Origin of the sequence: Nocardioides flavus (ex Wang et al. 2016), assembly GCF_014653115.1 — a bacterium.
Classification (GTDB): Bacteria; Actinomycetota; Actinomycetes; order Propionibacteriales; family Nocardioidaceae; genus Nocardioides; species Nocardioides flavus.
This window is the reverse complement of sequence record NZ_BNAD01000003.1, coordinates 330,990-349,179: the sequence shown is the minus strand read 5'-3', so window position 1 is coordinate 349,179 and position 18,190 is coordinate 330,990. Positions and strand designations below refer to the sequence as shown.

General features: G+C 72.5%; 16 protein-coding genes and 1 pseudogene. 11 read left to right on the top strand and 6 right to left on the bottom strand.

Annotated features, from left to right (window positions below; translation table 11 throughout):
* The first annotated feature begins 97 nt into the window (after window positions 1-97).
* Window positions 98-820, top strand: coding sequence for a TetR/AcrR family transcriptional regulator (locus IE200_RS08580; protein ID WP_191279039.1), 723 nt, complete (start codon window positions 98-100; stop codon window positions 818-820).
* Here the strand turns inward: IE200_RS08580 and IE200_RS08575 are convergent.
* On the bottom strand, window positions 810-2,519 hold the full coding sequence (locus IE200_RS08575) for a CHAP domain-containing protein (protein ID WP_268245536.1): 1,710 nt from the start codon (window positions 2,517-2,519) through the stop codon (window positions 810-812). The genes IE200_RS08580 and IE200_RS08575 overlap by 11 nt on opposite strands.
* 120 nt (window positions 2,520-2,639) lie before the next feature.
* Here IE200_RS08575 and IE200_RS08570 point away from each other — a divergent pair, with 120 nt between their 5' ends.
* From IE200_RS08570 to IE200_RS08540, 7 genes are all read left to right on the top strand, one after another.
* Complete coding sequence (locus IE200_RS08570; RefSeq protein WP_191279028.1) at window positions 2,640-3,563, top strand: L-lactate dehydrogenase; 924 nt, start codon at window positions 2,640-2,642, stop codon at window positions 3,561-3,563.
* 24 nt (window positions 3,564-3,587) lie between these two features.
* Complete coding sequence (locus tag IE200_RS08565) at window positions 3,588-4,697, top strand: GuaB3 family IMP dehydrogenase-related protein (protein ID WP_191279026.1); 1,110 nt, start codon at window positions 3,588-3,590, stop codon at window positions 4,695-4,697.
* A 44-nt stretch (window positions 4,698-4,741) separates the two neighbouring features.
* Window positions 4,742-6,454 carry a glycerol-3-phosphate dehydrogenase/oxidase gene (locus tag IE200_RS08560; RefSeq protein WP_191279024.1) on the top strand — a complete coding sequence of 571 codons (1,713 nt, stop codon included), beginning with the start codon at window positions 4,742-4,744 and terminating at the stop codon, window positions 6,452-6,454.
* Window positions 6,455-6,548: 94 nt separating this feature from the next.
* Entirely contained in the window at window positions 6,549-8,177 is a 1,629-nt protein-coding gene (locus IE200_RS08555; RefSeq protein WP_191279022.1) for a succinic semialdehyde dehydrogenase, read from the top strand.
* The gene (locus IE200_RS08550) at window positions 8,174-9,910 is read left to right on the top strand and encodes a GMC oxidoreductase (protein WP_191279020.1); all 1,737 of its coding nucleotides are present in this window, start codon (window positions 8,174-8,176) and stop codon (window positions 9,908-9,910) included. The genes IE200_RS08555 and IE200_RS08550 overlap by 4 nt, the downstream gene beginning before the upstream one ends.
* Window positions 9,911-10,155: 245 nt before the next feature.
* The gene (gene guaA, locus IE200_RS08545; protein ID WP_191279018.1) at window positions 10,156-11,733 is read left to right on the top strand and encodes a glutamine-hydrolyzing GMP synthase; all 1,578 of its coding nucleotides are present in this window, start codon (window positions 10,156-10,158) and stop codon (window positions 11,731-11,733) included.
* A 20-nt stretch (window positions 11,734-11,753) separates the two neighbouring features.
* Window positions 11,754-12,308 (top strand): GNAT family N-acetyltransferase, encoded by a 555-nt coding sequence (locus IE200_RS08540; RefSeq protein ID WP_191279012.1) that lies wholly within the window; start codon window positions 11,754-11,756, stop codon window positions 12,306-12,308.
* A 10-nt stretch (window positions 12,309-12,318) separates the two neighbouring features.
* Here IE200_RS08540 and IE200_RS20705 read toward each other — a convergent pair whose 3' ends face one another.
* From IE200_RS20705 to IE200_RS08520, 5 genes and pseudogenes are all read right to left on the bottom strand, one after another.
* Entirely contained in the window at window positions 12,319-12,552 is a 234-nt protein-coding gene (locus IE200_RS20705; protein WP_229856299.1) for a GNAT family N-acetyltransferase, read from the bottom strand.
* 47 nt (window positions 12,553-12,599) lie between these two features.
* Window positions 12,600-12,824: pseudogene (locus tag IE200_RS21180) on the bottom strand (GNAT family N-acetyltransferase); the annotation flags it as partial.
* A 114-nt stretch (window positions 12,825-12,938) separates the two neighbouring features.
* Window positions 12,939-14,336 carry an HNH endonuclease signature motif containing protein gene (locus IE200_RS08530; protein ID WP_191279007.1) on the bottom strand — a complete coding sequence of 466 codons (1,398 nt, stop codon included), beginning with the start codon at window positions 14,334-14,336 and terminating at the stop codon, window positions 12,939-12,941.
* Window positions 14,337-14,599: 263 nt separating this feature from the next.
* Complete coding sequence (locus IE200_RS08525; RefSeq protein WP_191278999.1) at window positions 14,600-14,959, bottom strand: hypothetical protein; 360 nt, start codon at window positions 14,957-14,959, stop codon at window positions 14,600-14,602.
* 41 nt (window positions 14,960-15,000) lie between these two features.
* A complete protein-coding gene (locus tag IE200_RS08520) occupies window positions 15,001-15,585 on the bottom strand; it encodes a hypothetical protein (RefSeq protein WP_191278997.1) in 585 nt (194 codons plus the stop codon).
* Between the two features lie 73 nt (window positions 15,586-15,658).
* Between IE200_RS08520 and IE200_RS08515 the strand changes: the two genes are divergently transcribed.
* The 3 genes from IE200_RS08515 (at window position 15,659) to IE200_RS08505 (ending at window position 18,182) form a co-directional block, all read left to right on the top strand.
* Window positions 15,659-16,042 (top strand): VOC family protein, encoded by a 384-nt coding sequence (locus tag IE200_RS08515; protein ID WP_191278994.1) that lies wholly within the window; start codon window positions 15,659-15,661, stop codon window positions 16,040-16,042.
* A gap of 81 nt (window positions 16,043-16,123) precedes the next feature.
* Window positions 16,124-17,836: a sodium:solute symporter family protein gene (locus IE200_RS08510; RefSeq protein ID WP_191278992.1), complete on the top strand. Its 1,713-nt coding sequence runs from the start codon at window positions 16,124-16,126 to the stop codon at window positions 17,834-17,836.
* A gap of 25 nt (window positions 17,837-17,861) precedes the next feature.
* Window positions 17,862-18,182, top strand: a complete 321-nt coding sequence (locus IE200_RS08505) for a hypothetical protein (RefSeq protein WP_191278990.1) — start codon at window positions 17,862-17,864, stop codon at window positions 18,180-18,182.
* Window positions 18,183-18,190 lie beyond the last annotated feature (8 nt).

The window sequence follows — 18,190 nt, the reverse complement described above, 5'->3', positions numbered from 1 at the left end:
GACCACCTCACTGGTCCAGACCAGTTGCGTCGTCCCTGGGGTCCGAGCCGGACATTGACTACGGTGTGACCGTAATCAATGGGGGTCCGGGATGGTCGTGCGTGGGGCACAGGTCGAGGTCGCGGGGGCGACGTCGACCGAGGTCCACCCGGGCGGCACGTTCGCGTCGACGCCGGTGGGGGCCGGCGTCGATGGCGGACGTCCCCCGCGTCGTCGCGCCTACGACGCCAGCGGGCGTCGTGCGGCGGCCGAGCGGCGACGGGTCCGCGTCGCGGTGACGGCTGCGGGCCTGTTCGCCGAGTGCGGGTGGCGCGGCACCACCCTCGCGGCGGTCGCCCGCGAGGCCGAGGTGTCGCCCGAGTACGTCACGAAGACGTTCGGTGGCAAGCCGGGTCTGCTCATGGCGTCCATGCGCTCGGCCTCCTTCGGCACGAGCGGGTCCCTGCACGAGTCCTTCACCGCGCTGCAGCTCGGTGCCGAGCCGGACCGGGGCGTACGACTGGACCGCTTCGTCGACTTCGCCTGCGACGCGGTCGTGCCGATGGCCCCGTTCGTCCCGGTGCTGGCCCAGGGGGCCGACGAGGACGAGCGGATGAGGACTGTCCTGCAGGCGGCCCGTGACGGGCACGTCGAGACGATCCGTGCGCTGGTGCCGCTCCTCGCCTCGGGTCCGGTGCACCCCGACACCGTGGACGAGGTCGTCGTGCTGACCCGCGCCGAGACCTACCTGACGCTCGCCGAGGAGCGCGGTTGGTCGGTCGCCCGCTACGCCGCGTGGTTGCGACGCTCGATCGCGCGGGCGGTCGGCCTCACGGCGTGAACCCGGCGCGCTCCGGCGTGCTGCGGGGCACGACGGCCGCGACCGGACGGGCCAGCAGCCACGTCCGGGTCGCGCGTCCGCGGCCCGCGACGACGTACGCACCGCCACGTCGGGTGACCAGCCCCGGAGACGCTGTCGGGTCACCGACCGCCCGGGCCCGAGTGAGCGGTGCGGGCAGCCGCGAGCGTTGTCCGGGCACGGCGGCGCGGAGGCGGACGACGCCGCGCGCGTCGGTCACCGCGACGAGCAGCCGGCCGGCCACCACGCCGACGGCGGGGGAGGCGTAGGGGGAGACGTCCTCGACTACCGTGCGCGGTCCCCGCCACCGGCGTCCGGTCAGGCGGAGCGACCGGAGCCGGCCGTCGGCGGTCACCTGGTGGACGTACGTCGTCCCGTCGGCGTCGCTCGTCAGGGCGGGTGTCGAGGTGGGGGACGCTGCCGCTCCCGGCAGGCGTGAGAGCCGGCCGCGCCCGAGCGACCAGGCGAAGGTGCCGCCCGCCTCGGTGACCGCGACCAGCCAGCCGCGGGCGTCGGTGTCGTGGCCCAGTACGGGGGCGGCGTGGGTGCTCCACGAGGACGCACGCCCGACCCGATGGGGCCGGCCCCAGCCGGAGGTCCGGGTGAGCCGCCGGACGGCGAGCGTGCCGTCAGGCGACACGGCCGCCAGCAGCGGACGGCCGGTGCGGGACAGCGCCAGCGCCGGGCTGGCGGTGGGTGCGGAGTCGGCGACCCGCCGCAGGGCGAGCCGCCCGCGACGCGGGGTGCCGGCCAGGACGCGGCCGGCGCGTGTGGTGGCGCCGACCCACGGCATCCCCTGGCGGGAGAGCGTCAGGGCAGGGGCGACGAGCGGGGAGAAGGCGCGTCGTGGGCCGACGGTGCGAGCGGGACGACCCGGCGCCGCGAGCCACAGGGTGCCGCGGTCGTCGACGCGCGCGGTCCACGACCCGCCGAGGCCGTCGGGGACCGACACCACCGGTCGGTCCGAGCCGATGAAGGGAGACGGCTCCACGTCGGCCAGGTGCAGGTAGCGGAAGGTGCCGACCGGCACCGTACGGCTGCCCCAGCCGCCCGCGACGGCGTGGTTGTACTCCTCGACGGTCACGGTGCCGGCGCCGATGGCCGTCACCCACGCGACGTGCCCGACGCGGCCGGCATCGGTCTGGGCGACGGCGCCGATCGCGGGCACCCGGTCGACCCGGTAGCCGAGCCGGCGTGCCACGTCGTCCCAGTTCTCGGCGTTGCCCCAGTGCTCGCCGCGGAAGTCGTTGGCGAAACGCGTCATGCCGTTGCGCTCGTGCAGGCGCCACGCGACGAAGCTCGTGCAGTTGCGCAGCACGAAGCCCCAGGGGTCGCCGATGGAGCCGTCGATCGACCACACCCGCCGCGCGCAGGTGGGCCGCGGCCCCCGGGGGTCGTACAGGTGCCCCGACACGGGGTCGAGCACCGGTGGCGGGGGTGGCGGCGGCGCGACGGCGGGCTCGGGGGTGGCCGGGGACGGTCCGGGGGACGGCGCGCCGGACGGTGGTGCAGACGGAGGTGGGGGCGGCGGCTCGACGATCGGCGCCTGCGGGACGATCGGGCACTGGCCTTGCCACGCCCACGGGTAGTCGTCGGCCGCGTGCACCGCGCCCGCGGGCACGGTGAGCAGCCCGCCGACCAGGCAGGCGGGCGCGACCACGCGTGCCAGAAGTCCCCACATCCCCACGTTTGCGACGGTAGGCACGGTGCGCGGCTCGCGTGGCCGAACGGTCCGACTGTTGCCGAGACGTGGATCACTGGTCCGGACCGCACTCCCGCCGGCATCGCCCTAGGGTGAGGCATGACCTCCGCCAAGATCGCCATCGTCGGAGCCGGTGCCGTGGGCTCGACACTGGCCTACGCGTGCCTGGTGCGCGGCGTCGCGACCACCGTCGCCCTGCACGACGTCGACGCCGCCAAGGTGCGAGCCGAGGAGCTCGACCTGCGGCAGGGACTGCAGTTCCTGCCGACCGCGCACGTGGAGGCCTCCACCGACGTGTCGGTCTGCGCGGGGGCACAGGTGGTCGCGGTGACCGCCGGCGCAAAGCAGCAGCCGGGCCAGTCACGCCTGGACCTCGCGGCCTCCACGACCGGCATGCTCCGCACCCTGATGCCGGCCCTGGTCGAGGCCGCCCCGGACGCGCGCATCGTCATGGTCACCAACCCCGTCGACGTCGTGACCTACGCCGCGCAGAAGCTCACCGGCCTCGGCACCGAGCAGCTCTTCGGCTCGGGCACGGTGCTCGACTCGGCCCGCCTGCGCGGGCTGGTGGCGGCCCGGTGCGGGGTCGCGGTGCAGAACGTCCACGCGTACGTCGTGGGTGAGCACGGCGACAGCGAGATCCCGCTGTGGAGCAGCGCGAGCATCGGCGGCGTGCCCCTGACCGACCTGCTGCCCGCCGCCGAGCGCGACGCGATGGCCGCCGAGGTGGTGGGTGCGGCCTACGAGATCATCAAGGGCAAGGGCGCCACCAACTACGCCATCGGGGTCTCGGCCAGCCGGATCATCGAGGCCGTCCTGCGCGACGAGAAGCGCGTGCTGCCGGTCTCCACGCTGCTCACCGGCTACCACGGGATCAGCGACGTGTGCCTGTCCGTCCCGACCGTGGTGGGCACGGGCGGCGCCGAGCGACGTCTCGAGGTGCCGCTGGACGACGGCGAGCTCGCCGGGCTGCGCGCCAGCGCCGAGCGCATCCGCGCCACCGCCCGCGACCTCGGCTTCTGACCCGACGCCGTTAGGCTGCGACCTGTGACCGAGATCGAGATCGGCCGTGCCAAGCGCGGTCGCCGCGCCTACTCCTTCGACGACATCGCGATCGTGCCCTCGCGGCGCACCCGCGACCCCGAGGAGGTCAGCACCGCCTGGCAGATCGACGCCTACCGCTTCGACATCCCCGTCGTGGCCGCGCCGATGGACTCGGTGATGTCTCCCTCGACGGCGATCGCGCTGGGCCAGATGGGCGGCCTCGGGGTGCTCAACCTCGAGGGCCTCTGGACGCGGTACGACGACCCGACCGGCCTGCTCGAGGAGGTCGCCGGACTGCAGGGCGCCGAGGCGACCCGCCGGATGCAGGAGATCTACGCCGAGCCGATCAAGCCCGAGCTCATCACCGCGCGGCTCAAGGAGATGCGTGCGGCCGGCGTCACCGTCGCCGGGTCGCTGTCGCCGCAGCGCACCAAGGAGCACGTCAAGGCCGTCGTCGACGCGGGCGTCGACATGTTCGTCATCCGCGGCACGACCGTGTCCGCCGAGCACGTCAGCAGCCAGGCCGAGCCACTGAACCTCAAGGAGTTCATCTACGAGCTCGACGTCCCGGTCATCGTCGGCGGCTGCGCGACCTACCAGGCCGCGCTGCACCTGATGCGCACCGGCGCGGCGGGCGTGCTGGTGGGCTTCGGCGGCGGGGCCGCGCACACCACCCGCACCGTCCTCGGCGTCGCGGTCCCGATGGCCAGCGCCGTCGCCGACGTCGCCGCGGCGCGACGCGACTACCTCGACGAGTCGGGCGGGCGCTACGTCCACGTCATCGCCGACGGCTCGATCGGCAGCTCCGGCGACATCGCCAAGGCCATCGCCTGCGGTGCCGACGCCGTGATGATCGGCTCGCCCCTCGCGCGCGCCACCGAGGCGCCGGGCCGCGGCTTCCACTGGGGCAGCGAGGCCACGCATGCCGAGCTCCCGAGAGGGCAGCGCGTCGAGTTCGCCCCGGTCGGCACGCTGGAGGAGATCATGTTCGGTCCGTCCCGCACGGCCGACGGCACCATGAACCTCGTCGGCGCGCTGCGCCGCGCGATGGCGACCACGGGCTACACCGAGGTCAAGGAGTTCCAGCGCATCGAGGTCGTCGTCCAGCACTGAGGCACGCCCCGCCGGCTCTGGAACGGCCTGCGACAATCTGGGGCATGACGCTCGCCAAGGCCCTCGACGCCGACCAGCGCGCTGACGCGCTCCACCAGCTCGGGGCGGGCGAGCTCGACGTCCTCGTCGTCGGCGGCGGCATCGTCGGCGTCGGCGCGGCCCTCGACGCCGTGACCCGCGGCCTCAAGGTGGGCCTCGTCGAGCAGCGCGACCTCGCCTCCGGCACGTCGTCCCGCTCGTCCAAGCTCGTGCACGGCGGCCTGCGCTACCTCGAGATGCTCGACTTCGCGCTGGTCAAGGAGGCCTTGGAGGAGCGCGGCCTGCTGCTCACGCGGCTCGCGCCCCACCTCGTACGCCCCGTGCCGTTCCTCTACCCGCTCGAGCACGCGTGGGAACGGCCCTACGTCGGCGCCGGGGTCGCGCTCTACGACGGCATGGCGATGGCCGGCAAGTACGACATGGGCGTCCCCAAGCACAAGCACGTCTTCCGCAAGCAGCTCGCCCGGATGGCCCCGGACATCAGGACCGACGACCTGCACGGCGCGATCCGCTACTACGACTGCCAGGTCGACGACGCCCGCCTGGTGATGACCATCGCGCGCACCGCGGCCAACAACGGCGCCCACGTCGCGACCCGTACGAAGGTCACCGGGTTCCTGCGCGAGGGCGACTGGGTCGTCGGGGTGCAGGCGCGCGACCTCGAGGGCCAGAGGGACCTCGAGATCCGCGCCCGGGTCGTCATCAACGCGGCCGGCGTGTGGACCGACGAGGTGCAGCAGCTGCTGGGCGGGCAGGCGCAGCTCGACGTCGACGCCAGCAAGGGCATCCACCTCGTCGTCCCGCGCGACCGGATCCGCTCCGAGTGCGGCTTCATCACCAAGACCGAGAAGTCGGTGCTGTTCGTGATCCCGTGGGGGCAGTTCTGGATCATCGGCACGACCGACACCGCCTGGGACTTCGACCTCGCCCACCCGGCGGCGAGCAAGACCGACATCGACTACCTCCTCGGCCACGTCAACCGGCTGCTCAAGGACCCGCTCGACCACCGCGACGTCATCGGCGTCTGGGCCGGCCTGCGCCCGCTGCTGAAGCCGATGCGCAAGGAGGGCGACATGGGGGAGACCACCAAGCTCTCCCGCGAGCACACCGTCGCCAACCCGGTGCCGGGCCTCGTGCTCGTCGCCGGCGGCAAGCTGACCACCTACCGGGTGATGGCCAAGGACGCCGTCGACCACGCGATCCGCGACTTCGGGGTCACGCCCGCCTCGATCACCGACCGGGTGCCGCTGATGGGGGCGTGGGGCCACGAGGCGCGGACCAACCAGCGGGTCGCGCTGAGCCGGTCCTCGGGCCTCGACATCGGCGTCATCGACCACCTGCTCGGCCGCTACGGCGGGCTCGTCGACGAGGTCCTCGCGATGATCCACGAGCGACCCGAGCTCGGCGAGCCGCTGCCCGGCGCGGAGCACTACCTGCGCGCCGAGGTCCTCTACGCCGCCACGCACGAGGGCGCCCGCCACCTCGACGACGTCCTGGCCCGGCGCACGCGCATCTCGATCGAGACCTTCGATCGCGGGATCTCCGCGGCCCGCCCGGCCGCGGAGCTGATGGGCGAGGCGCTCGGCTGGGACGAGGCCCAGGTCGACGCCGAGGTCGACCACTACCTGCGCCGCGTCGAGGCCGAGCGGCAGAGCCAGCTCATGGCCACCGACCAGGAGGCCGACGAGGCCCGGGTGAAGGCGCCCGACATCGTCTGAGCCGTCGCTGGACAAAATGACCAGAAGTGTCAAATGCTGGGACGAAGTGACCAACCGGTAGCAACGGTCTCGGGGGGCGACCTACGCTGCGTGGATGAGTGAGCACAGCCACACCGGCGCCCCCTCCGGCGGCTCGATCGGCGACGGCCCCGCCGACCCCGAGCACGACACCACGGCCGCCTACGGCCTCGACCGCTCGTACGTCTCCTCCCTGACGCGGCGGATCGTCAGCACCACCGGCGAGACGGCCGCCGTGGCCTCCCCGATCGGGCGCAGGCCGCTCGCGCACGTGCCGCAGTCCAGCCCGGCGGACGTGGCCGAGGCGTTCTCCCGGGCGCGCCGCGCGCAGGCGTCGTGGGCGGCGACGTCGGTCGACGACCGCGCGGCCGCGCTGCTGCGGCTGCACGACCTGCTCCTCGACCGCCAGGAGGAGCTGATCGACCTGGTGCTGTGGGAGTCCGGCAAGGCCCGCAAGGACGCCTACCTCGAGGTCGCGCACCTCGCGCTCACCGCGCGCTACTACGCCCGTACGGCCCACCAGCACCTCGACACCGTGCGCGTGGGCGGCATGTTCCCGGTGCTGACCCGAGCCGAGGTCAACCGGGTGCCCAAGGGCGTGGTCGGCATCATCTCGCCCTGGAACTACCCGTTGACGATGGCGTTGTGCGACGGCCTGCCGGCGCTGCTCGCGGGCAACGCCGTGGTGATCAAGCCCGACGCGCAGACGATGCTCACCGCGCTGCTCGCCGCGCAGCTCCTCGACGAGGCCGGCTTCCCGCCCGAGCTGTGGCAGGTCGTGGCCGGGCCCGGACCCGAGGTGGGCGGGGCGATCGTCTCCCAGGCCGACTACGTCTGCTTCACCGGGTCGACCGCCACCGGTCGCACGATCGCGCGGGGGTGCGCCGATCGGCTCGTCGGCTGCTCGCTCGAGCTCGGCGGCAAGAACCCGATGCTCGTGCTGCGCGACGCCGACGTGCAGCGCGCCGCCGAGGGCGCCACCCGTGCGGTGTTCTCCAACGCCGGGCAGCTGTGCGTGTCGATGGAGCGACTCTTCGTCGCCGACCAGGTCTACGACCGGTTCGTCGACGCGTTCGTCTCGCGCACCGAGGCGATGACCCTGGGCGCCAGCCACGACTGGTCGGTCGACATGGGCTCGCTGATCTCCCAGGCCCAGCTCGACGCCGTCACCGCCCACGTCGAGGACGCCGTCGCCAAGGGCGCCCACGTGCTCACCGGCGGCCGGCACCGCCCCGACCTCGGGCCCTACGTCTTCGAGCCGACGATCCTCGAGGGCGTCACGGCCGACATGGAGTGCTTCGGCCTGGAGACCTTCGGTCCGGTGGTCTCGATCTACCGCTTCCACAGCGAGGACGAGGCGGTCGAGCGCGCCAACCACGGTCCGTACGGCCTCAACGCCTCGGTGTGGACGCGCGACGGCGCGCGCGGGCGTGCGCTCGCGCGACGGATCAGGTGCGGCACGGTCAACGTCAACGAGGCCTACGGCGCGACCTTCGGCTCGCTCGCGGCGCCGATGGGCGGCATGGGCGAGTCCGGCCTCGGTCGGCGCCAGGGCCCGGAGGGCGTGCTGCGCTACACCGAGACCCAGTCCGTCGCGACGCAGCGCCTCGCCCCGATCTCGCCGCTGCTCGGGATGTCGGAGGAGACCCACGCCAAGGTGATGACCGTCGCGCTGCGCGTGCTCAACAAGCTGGGACGGGCATGAGCACGGCCCGTCCCGCGGCCCGGCACTACGACGTGCTGGTCGTCGGGTCCGGCTTCGGCGGGTCCGTCACCGCGCTGCGGCTGACCGAGAAGGGCTACTCCGTCGGGGTCCTGGAGGCGGGTGCGCGCTTCGAGGACGACGACTTCCCGGCCACGTCCTTCGACGCGAGGCGGTTCCTCTTCGCCCCGGCCCTCGGCATGTACGGCATCCAGCGCATCGACATGGTCAAGGACTGCCTGATCCTCGCCGGCGCGGGCGTGGGCGGCGGGTCCCTGGTCTACGCCAACACCCTGTACGAGCCGCTCGACGCGTTCTACCGCGACCCCTCGTGGGCCCACATCACGGACTGGAGGACCGAGCTCGCGCCCTACTACGACCAGGCCAAGCGGATGCTCGGCGTGGTCGAGAACCCCCGCCTCACCCCGGCCGACGAGGTGATGAAGAAGGTCGCCGACGACATGGGCGTCGGCGACACCTTCCATCCGACCCCGGTCGGCGTCTTCTTCGGGGGGCCCGACGCGCAGGCCGGCGAGCGGGTGGAGGACCCGTTCTTCGGCGGGGTGGGTCCGGCCCGCAACGCGTGCCGCAACTGCGGCGAGTGCATGACCGGGTGCCGTCACAACGCCAAGAACACCCTGGTCAAGAACTACCTCCACCTGGCCGAGCACGCCGGGGCGACGGTCCACCCGATGACGACGGTGACGCGGGTCCGTCCCCGCCCGGGCGGCGGCTACGAGGTGACCGCGCGGTGGACGAAGGCCAAGCTCTCGCGCCTGTCGAGGAAGCAGTCCGCCACCCGGACGTTCACCGCCGACCAGGTGGTGTTCTCCGCGGCTGCGCTCGGCACCCAGAAGCTGCTGCACCAGCTCAAGGGAGAGGGCGACCTGCCGGGCATCAGCGACCGGCTCGGCGTGCTGACGCGCACCAACTCCGAGGCGATCCTCGGCGCGCTCGCGCCCGACAACTCCGTCGACTACACCGAGGGCGTCGCGATCACGTCGTCGTGGCACCCCGACGACGTCACCCACATCGAGCCCTGTCGCTATGGCAGGGGCTCCAACGCGATGGCGCTCATGCAGACCGTTCTGGCCGACGACGTCCCCGGCACGTCACGTGTCCGCACCTGGCTCAAGGAGCTGTGGCGGCAGCGGCGCACCGCGCTCGACCTCTACGACTTCCGGCACTGGTCGGAGCGCACGGTGGTCGCGCTGGTGATGCAGACGCTCGACAACTCGATCACCACCAAGGGCGTCAAGGGCCGCCTCGGCTGGCGGATGACCTCCGAGCAGGGCCACGGCCGGCCCAACCCGACCTACATCCCGGTGGCCTACGACGCCGTACGCCGGATGGCGGAGGTCATGGGGGGCACGCCCGGCGGCAACGTCGGCGAGCCGTTCGACCGCCCGCTGACCGCCCACTTCATCGGCGGCTGCACGATCGGCGACTCGCCCGAGACCGGCGTGGTCGACCCGTGGCAGCGGCTGTTCGGCCACGAGGGCCTGCACGTCGTGGACGGGTCCGCGATCTCGGCCAACCTCGGGGTCAACCCGTCGCTGACGATCACCGCGCAGGCCGAGCGGGCGATGGCGTTCTGGCCCAACAAGGGCGAGGCCGACCCGCGCCCGGCGCTAGGGTCCGCCTACCGCCGGCTGGCGCCGGTGGAGCCGAAGAACCCCGTCGTGCCGGACGCGGCGCCCGGCGCGCTGCGCCTGCCGATCGTCGGCGTCAGCTGAGCCACCGGGATCTCGTCCGAGATTCGTCGGCCAGCGCCGTAACCACCCCTCGCAGACGTCGTTGGGCGGGGTAAGGGGTCCGGCAGTCATGCTCCCTCCCAAGGGTCGGGCTCCCGGGTTCTCGGCCATGCCGGGTGCCAAGCCCCAGGGCCCGATCACCCTCCCTCCCCGATCGGGCCCTGGGGCGACTCCCGGCGGGCCCCGCGGGTGCCGGCGCGGGGCGGCGCGCCGATAGACTCCGCGTCGTGACGCAGCCTGCAGAGCACGACCTGGTCCTCGTCGTCGACTTCGGGGCCCAGTACGCCCAGCTCATCGCGCGGCGGGTGCGCGAGGCCCGGGTCTACTCCGAGATCGTGCCGCACACGATGCCGGTGGCCGAGATGCTCGCGCGCAACCCGAAGGCGATCATCCTGTCCGGCGGGCCGTCGAGCGTGTACGCCGAGGGTGCGCCCGGCATCGACACCGGCGTCTTCACGGCCGGGGTCCCGGTCTTCGGGATGTGCTACGGCTTCCAGCTGATGGCGAAGGGCCTCGGCGGCGAGGTCGCCCACACCGGCGCGCGCGAGTACGGCCGTACGCCGGTCTCCGTCACCGAGCCCGGCACCCTGCTGGCCGGCATCCCGGTCGAGCACAAGGTGTGGATGTCGCACGGCGACTCGGTCGCGCAGGCGCCCGAGGGCTTCACCGTCCTCGCCTCCACCGACGTCACCCCTGTGGCCGCCTTCGAGGACGTCGACCGCGGGCTCGCCGGCGTGCAGTGGCACCCCGAGGTGCTGCACTCCGAGCACGGCCAGAAGGTCCTCGAGCACTTCCTGCACCACATCGCCGGCGCCCGCCAGACCTGGACGATGCTCAACATCGCCGAGGAGCAGATCGAGCGGGTGCGCGAGCAGATCGGCGACTCGGGGCTGGCGATCTGCGGGCTGTCCGGTGGTGTCGACTCCGCCGTCGCGGCGGCGATCGTGCAGCGCGCCATCGGCGAGCGCCTGCACTGCGTCTTCGTCGACCACGGCCTGCTGCGCGAGGGCGAGGCCGAGCAGGTCGAGCGCGACTTCGTCGCCGCCACCGGCGTCAACCTCCACGTGTACGACGCGCGCGAGACGTTCCTCGCCGCGCTCGCCGGAGTCACCGACCCCGAGGAGAAGCGCAAGATCATCGGCCGGGAGTTCATCCGTGCCTTCGAGGCCGCCGAGGTGCAGGTCCTCGGCGAGGCCGCCGAGCAGGGCGAGAAGGTCGGCTTCCTCGTCCAGGGCACGCTCTACCCCGACGTCGTGGAGTCCGGCGGCGGCGCCGGCACGTCCAACATCAAGTCCCACCACAACGTCGGCGGCCTGCCGGAGGACCTCGAGTTCGTGCTGGTCGAGCCGCTGCGCACGCTGTTCAAGGACGAGGTCCGCCTCGTCGGCGAGCAGCTCGGCCTGCCCGCCGAGATGGTGTGGCGCCAGCCGTTCCCCGGCCCGGGACTGGGCATCCGCATCATCGGCGAGGTGACGGCCGAGCGGCTCGACATCCTGCGCCGCGCCGACGCGATCGCGCGTCAGGAGCTCACCCGCGCGGGCCTGGACCGCGACATCTGGCAGATGCCTGTCGTGCTGCTCGCCGACGTCCGCTCGGTCGGCGTCCAGGGCGACGGCCGCACCTACGGCCACCCCGTCGTGATCCGCCCGGTCACCTCCGAGGACGCGATGACGGCCGACTGGGCGCGACTGCCCTACGAGGTCATGGAGCGCATCTCGACGCGGATCACCAACGAGGTCGAGGAGATCAACCGGGTCACCCTCGACATCACCTCGAAGCCGCCGGGCACCATCGAGTGGGAGTGAGCGCGGCCCAGCCTGCGGGCGTGGAGCATCAGTTCGCCGATGCGGTGCTCGAGGGCGCCGGCGTCCGTCTCAGTCCCCTCGGGCCCGGCGACGTCGACGACGTCACGGCCGGGTGCCGTGACGAGCTCACCCAGCGATGGCTGCCGCTCCCGTCGCCGTACACCCACGACGTGGCACGCGCCTTCATCGAGGACATCGCACCCGGGATGCACGCGAGCGGAGCAGGCATCGTGCGACGGATCGAGGTCGGCGGACGTCTGTGCGGCGTCATCGACCTGAAGAAGACGGACTGGCGAGCGCGCACGACCGAGATCGGCTACTGGGTCGCGCCCTGGGGGCGAGGACGCGGGCTCGCAGGCAGGGCGTCGAAGCTCCTTGCCGACTGGGCGCTGTCCGAGCAGGGCATGGCGCGAGTGGTGATCCACTGTGCCGTGGGCAACATGTCGTCGCAGAGGGCAGCGGTGTCGGCCGGGTTCACCCGCGAGGGCGTCGCGCGGTCGGCTGGCATCGTCCACGCCGGACGGGTCGACCTCGTGGTCTTCGGCAAGGTCTCCTCCGACCTCGACGTGGCGTAGCGCATGGGGATCAGGACGTGGGGTCGGCCGTCCTCGCCAGTGCGCGCCACACGCTCGAGCTGACCTCGTAGGTCAGCACCCCGGGTGCGGGCTCGTCCGTGCACGACAGGCCAGCGGCCGCCAAGGCCCGCCGCGACCCGAGGTTCGTCGTGATGGTCCCGGCCCAGGCGCGCGCCACGTCGCGGTCGACGAACGCGTGACGGAGCAGCGCGTACGCCCCCTCCCTGGCGAGCCCCGGCGCCAATGCGCCTGATGCAAGCGAAAGCCGAGCTCGCCTGCGTCCGGCTCGCCGGGCGTGTGGCCGAGCCCCCACCAACCGACCGTCTCCGCGCCGACCGATCCGATCCAGTAACCGAGGCCGGCGTCGATCGCAGATCGTGCCCCGAGTCGTCGACCCCACTCGTCCTCCGTCTGCGAACGCGACCGCGGGCCACCCGAGATGTGCGCCATCACGGTCGGATCGCTGTTGAGCGCAGCAAGGAAGTCGAGGTCGTCCAGGGTTGCAGGCCTCAGCACGAGCCGAGGGCCGCAGAGGACGGGTAGGGGCACCACCCGAGAATCCCACGATCGGCACAAGAGGACGTGCCTGTGGGCCCGCCGGTCAGTGCTGTGGCGGGGTGTGGGACGGGGTCATCGTCGTAGGGGGCGCGGGACACCGGGAGGATCCGGTGGGTCGAGCTCGGTGGTGCCGGTGTGGTCGCGTCGGTAGCGGTAGCCGTGGGGAGCCGTCCACTCGAACACCCCGGGGGCGACCATGGCGTAGCGCCAGGGTGAGTGGGTCTTGAGTCGGTGGTGGAACCTGCAGAGGGCGGCGAGGTTGCTCGTGGTGGTCGGCCCGGGCTGGGGTCTGCCCTCGGCTTCGACGTGCTCGTCCCAGGGCACGAGATGATCGATGTCGCAGCCGCGGGCGGGGCGGCCGCAGTTCGGGAACACGCAGGTGCGGTCCCGGAGGATGATCTGTTCGCGGATGGTGGCTGGGATCTTGCGCGTCTGGCCAGTGAGCTGGGTGTGGAGGTCGATGACCGGCTTGATCGTCACTCGGGTGCGGGTGTCGCCGCACCAGGCTTGGATCTGCTCGAGCAGGACGAGGCGTTGGCCGTTCTCCATGCGTCCGGTGGGCCCGAAGATCGTGGTGTCGCCGGACAGGGTGGCGTCGAAGTGGGCGTGGATGACGACCTCCCGCGCGGGCGGCAGGTCCTCGCTGTCCGTGCCCGGATCCGCGAGGTCGAGCGCGGTCTGGGTGCGGGCGAGGTTCCCGAGGGCCTTGGCCCGGCGGGCGTCCAACGACTCGGTGGAGCCGAGGGCCTTCTGGGTGGCGGCGTCGTGCGCGACCGCGCGGTCAAGGTCGAGGGCGTCGGCGAGGTCGACCTCGGCCTCGATGCGCATCGTGCCGGCGAAATGCACGTCCTGGTCGTGGACCGTCACGTGGCGCGGGTCCACGTGGAGGTAGCCGTCGTCGGGATCGGCTGTCGGGTCGGCGACGGCGAGGTCGTAGCGCGTGATGGTCTCCGCGACGAGCCGGTCGAGCTGCGCGGCACCGATCCGGCCGGCGACGGCGGCGACCTGCGCGTCGACGAACCCCGCCGCCTCACGGGTCAGTGCAGGGTTGGTGTGGATGGTGGTCTCGGCGACCGTCCGGGCCCGCCACGCGGGAACGGCACCTGCGTGGACCTGGGCCCAAAGGCGAGGGAGGCGGTGGCGCAGCTCGAGGGCATGCCCGATGAGCTTCTTCGCCGCCGTCGTGGAGATCCCGAGGACGGTGCCGAGCTCGGCGACGCAGAACTCCGCCACCAACGGTGTCCCTTCACCGGCGATGGGCTCCTCGTGCTCACAGCCAGGCACGGCGAACGAGGCGGCGGAGTGGATCGATTCCGGCGGGTGCAGGTCGGCCCACCGGGCAGCCAGGGCCAGCTGGCGGGCGGCGGCGGCGTTCTCGGCGTCCCGCTCCGCTCGGATCGAGGCGAGCAGGTCGGAGGCGGTGAGGTCCTCGACCTCACCTGCCTTCAGCGCGGCTGCTACTTCGATCATGCGTTCGACTCTAGAGGGCGCCACCGACAGTAGCCTCGTGACGGGACTCCGTCCCTCCTCGACCGGCGGGGAAGGGGTCTCGATACGCCCGCTCGTCCCTCGCGGGCTACTCGACCAGCGGGGGCGGGGGGTCTCGTGACGCGACTTCGTCGCTCCTCGACCAGCGGGAGGAGGGGGTCTCGTGCGGGACTCCGTCCCTCCTCGACCAGCGGGGGTGGGGGTCTCGTGACGGGACTTCGTCCCTCCTCGACCATCGGGGAGACCTATGCCGCCTCCTCCAGGCACGTCTCCTGCGAGACGTCGCGCGGGCAGCCGCGGAGGTCGGAGCCGATGACGAGCCCGGTGAGCAGGGTCGCGACCGCGGCCAGCGCGAGGGCGTACGCACCGAGGCGCGGGCTGCGACGCGTGAGTGCGTAGATCGCCAGCGGGAGAGCAGCGACGACGCCGGTGACGAGGAGCAGCACCAGCGTCAGCCCGGGGTCGGTGGCGCGCCCGAAGGCACCGCCCGTGCAGCCCGACACCCCGCAGATCGTGAAGCCCGCGGCGAGAGCAGGCGCCACGGCCAGCACGACGCCGAGGACGACGAGGGCGGCCGCCAGCGACACCGAGACAGGACGGGACACCCGCTCACCCTGCCACGGTCAGGCGTACGGACGGCGGAGGATCAACCCGGGGTCAGCCACGCGGTCCAGCGACGGTCGTCCATCGTCGGGGCGAGGCCGTTGTCGAGCCAGGCGTGGTCCCAGCTCCGCCGCACGTGCTCGGAGAGCAGCCTGAACCGCAGGCGCTCCGGGTCGCCGAAGCAGCTGCGCGGGACCGCGACCCGCACCGTGTCGGCGCCGTAGCGGATGCGGTGCCGCGCGGTGCACGGCAGGTCGCGGCCGCGTCCGTCCATCAGGATCGTCTCGCCTCCGCGGTCGCGCCTGGTGGCCTGCACGCCGACGTACCAGGTGTGCCCGGGCCGGTCCTGCACGTCCGCCCACACCGTAAAGCGCCGTCCCGCCCGCTCGAGCGCGGCGAACCGCGTCCGTACGACGACCCGTCCGACGTCGTGCCGGAAGGTCGTGCGCACCACGTCCCCGACCCGCGCGGTGGGCGCCGCCTGCGGATCGCCCCCACCTTCCTCGACCCGGATCATGTCACCGGATGCGTCGCGCTCGCGGGCCTGCTCCGCTGCAGCGGGAGCGGCCGGCAGCGCGAGCACGAGTGCGAGCGAGGCGAGGTGTACGAGCCGTCGTGGTGCCGTCATGGGGTCACGATGTCGGGGCAGGACGGTGGCCGCATCGCGCAAACGGGGGATCCCCCGTGAGTAGGGTCGGCCCATGCCGCGCGCCCTGCACCACCTCGACCTGTGGGTCGACGACGTCGCGACTGCCGAGGGGGAGTGGGGGTGGCTGCTCGCCAGGTGCGGCTGGCAGCGCGACGAGCGGATGCTGTCGTGGGTCCACCCCGACGGGACGTACGTGTTCGTGGAGCACTCGCCCGACCAGCACGGGACCCACGACCGGCTCCGGCCCGGCATCAACCACCTGGCCCTGACGGTCGGCTCGCGCGAGGAGCTCGACCGGATGCGGTCGGAGTCGACGGATCATGGGTGGCACGAGCTGTACGCCGACCGCTACCCGCACGCGGGCGGCGAGGCCCACGTCGCGCTGTACGTCGAGAGCTCCGAGGGCGTCGAGGTCGAGGTGGTCGTCGGCGAGTGACCCCCGGAGGGGTGGTCGTCGAGGACTCCGTACGGGTCTAGGTTGCTTGGTGGTCCAACGACGCTGATCTCGGGAGGCACCATGGGCTCCGACACCCTCATCGACGCCAACTGGCTGGACTACCTGCTGGTGGCGATCTACTTCGGCTTCGTCCTCGGCATCGGCGTGATGGCCCGGCGGTCGGTCTCGGACTCGATCGACTTCTTCCTCTCGGGCCGCTCGCTGCCGGCGTGGGTGACCGGGCTGGCGTTCATCTCGGCCAACCTCGGCGCGGTCGAGATCATGGGCATGTCGGCCAACGGCGCGGAGATCGGCCTGCCGACGGTCCACTACTTCTGGGTCGGCGCGGTGCCGGCGATGCTGTTCCTCGGCGTCGTGATGATGCCGTTCTACTACGGCTCCAAGGTCCGCTCGGTCCCGGAGTTCATGTTGCGGCGCTTCGGCACCGGCGCCCACCTGGTCAACGCGATCAGCTTCGCCGTGGCCCAGCTGCTGATCGCCGGAGTCAACCTCGCGCTGCTCGCCGGCATCGTCAGCGCGCTCCTGGGCTGGCCGATCTGGATCGCCCTGATCGTGGCCGGCGTGATCGTGCTGTCCTACATCACCCTCGGCGGCCTGAGCGCGGCGATCTACAACGAGGTGCTGCAGTTCTTCGTCATCGTGGCTGCCCTCGCCCCGCTGACCCTCATCGGCCTCAACCGGGTCGGCGGCTGGGACGGGCTCACCGACAAGATCACCGCCGCGGCCGACGGCGCCCCGGTCGACGCCGGCGTCCCACCGGCCGAGCAGCAGCTCGAGTCCTGGCCCGGTCAGGCGCTCGCCGGCTTCGACTCCGAGCTGCTGTCGGTGATCGGGATCGTGTTCGGCCTCGGGTTCGTGCTGTCCTTCGGCTACTGGACGACCAACTTCGTCGAGGTGCAGCGCGCCATGGCGTCCAACTCGATCTCCGCCGCGCGCAGGACGCCCATCATCGGCGCCTTCCCCAAGATGTTCGTCCCGTTCATCGTGATCGTCCCCGGCATGATCTCGGCTGTCCTGGTCGCGGAGATGGTCGAGCTCAAGAACGGCGGGACACCGAGCGGCGGTGCCGCCGGCGACGTGACCTACAACGACGCCCTGCTGCTGCTGATGCGCGACGTGCTGCCCAACGGCCTCCTCGGCCTGGCCATCGCCGGCCTGCTGGCCGCCTTCATGGCCGGCATGGCAGCCAACATCTCGGCGTTCAACACGGTCTTCTCCTACGACCTGTGGCAGCGCTACATCCGCAAGGACCACGACGACGACTACTACCTGCGCGTCGGGCGCCTGGCGACGGTCGCAGCGACCGTCATCGCGATCTTCACCGCCCAGATCGCGCTCGGCTACGACAACGTCATGAACTACCTCCAGACGCTGTTCGGTTTCTTCAACGCCCCGCTCTTCGCGACCTTCATCCTCGGCATGTTCTGGAAGCGGATGACCCCGACCGCCGGCTGGGTCGGCCTGGTCTTCGGCACCCTGTCGGCGGTGGCGGTCGACCGGCTGGCCGCCGCGGGCGTCTTCGAGCTCCCCGGGCAGGGCGTCGCCTTCCTCGCCGCCTCGACCGCGTTCGTCGTCGACATCGTCCTCAGCGTCCTCGTCACGCTCGTCACGAAGCCCAAGCCCGCCTCCGAGCTCAAGGGCCTCGTCTGGTCCGAGACGCCGCGCGAGGACCTCGTCGACCCCGACGAGGCCGCGATGCCGTGGTACCAACGCACGATCCCGCTCGCCGGCGTCGCGCTCGCGATGGTCATCGTCCTCAACGTCGCCTTCTGATCGCCCACCCACGAGAGGGGCCACCATGTCCTCCGACACCACCGCCGGGCAGTCCGGGACCTCCGCCCGCAAGGCCGGCGCGTTCGACGTCCGCAACATCATCGGCGCCCTGATGGGGGTCTACGGCGTGATCCTGGTGCTCGCCGGGCTCCTCGGCGAGCACGAGCCGGAGAAGACCGGTGGCGTCAACGCCAACCTCTGGACCGGGCTCGCGCTGCTCGCCGTCGCGGCCGTCTTCTTCGGCTGGGCGCGGTGGAGGCCCATCGTCGTGCCGGCGGATCCCGACCGCCCCGACGACGACCCGACGCGCCCGGCGCCGCGGCGCAAGCGGCCCCCCGCGCACTGACCGATGCC

Bases quoted from the DNA above. Each gene is read 5' to 3' on its own strand.
- IE200_RS08555 (WP_191279022.1), top strand. From the start codon at position 6,549: ATGAGTGAGCACAGCCACACCGGCGCCCCCTCCGGCGGCTCGATCGGC.
- IE200_RS08560 (WP_191279024.1), top strand. From the start codon at position 4,742: ATGACGCTCGCCAAGGCCCTCGACGCCGACCAGCGCGCTGACGCGCTC.
- IE200_RS08510 (WP_191278992.1), top strand. From the start codon at position 16,124: ATGGGCTCCGACACCCTCATCGACGCCAACTGGCTGGACTACCTGCTG.
- IE200_RS08550 (WP_191279020.1), top strand. From the start codon at position 8,174: ATGAGCACGGCCCGTCCCGCGGCCCGGCACTACGACGTGCTGGTCGTC.
- IE200_RS08515 (WP_191278994.1), top strand. From the start codon at position 15,659: ATGCCGCGCGCCCTGCACCACCTCGACCTGTGGGTCGACGACGTCGCG.
- IE200_RS08575 (WP_268245536.1), bottom strand. From the start codon at position 2,519: ATGTGGGGACTTCTGGCACGCGTGGTCGCGCCCGCCTGCCTGGTCGGC.
- IE200_RS08505 (WP_191278990.1), top strand. From the start codon at position 17,862: ATGTCCTCCGACACCACCGCCGGGCAGTCCGGGACCTCCGCCCGCAAG.
- IE200_RS08520 (WP_191278997.1), bottom strand. From the start codon at position 15,585: ATGACGGCACCACGACGGCTCGTACACCTCGCCTCGCTCGCACTCGTG.
- IE200_RS08570 (WP_191279028.1), top strand. From the start codon at position 2,640: ATGACCTCCGCCAAGATCGCCATCGTCGGAGCCGGTGCCGTGGGCTCG.
- IE200_RS08530 (WP_191279007.1), bottom strand. From the start codon at position 14,336: ATGATCGAAGTAGCAGCCGCGCTGAAGGCAGGTGAGGTCGAGGACCTC.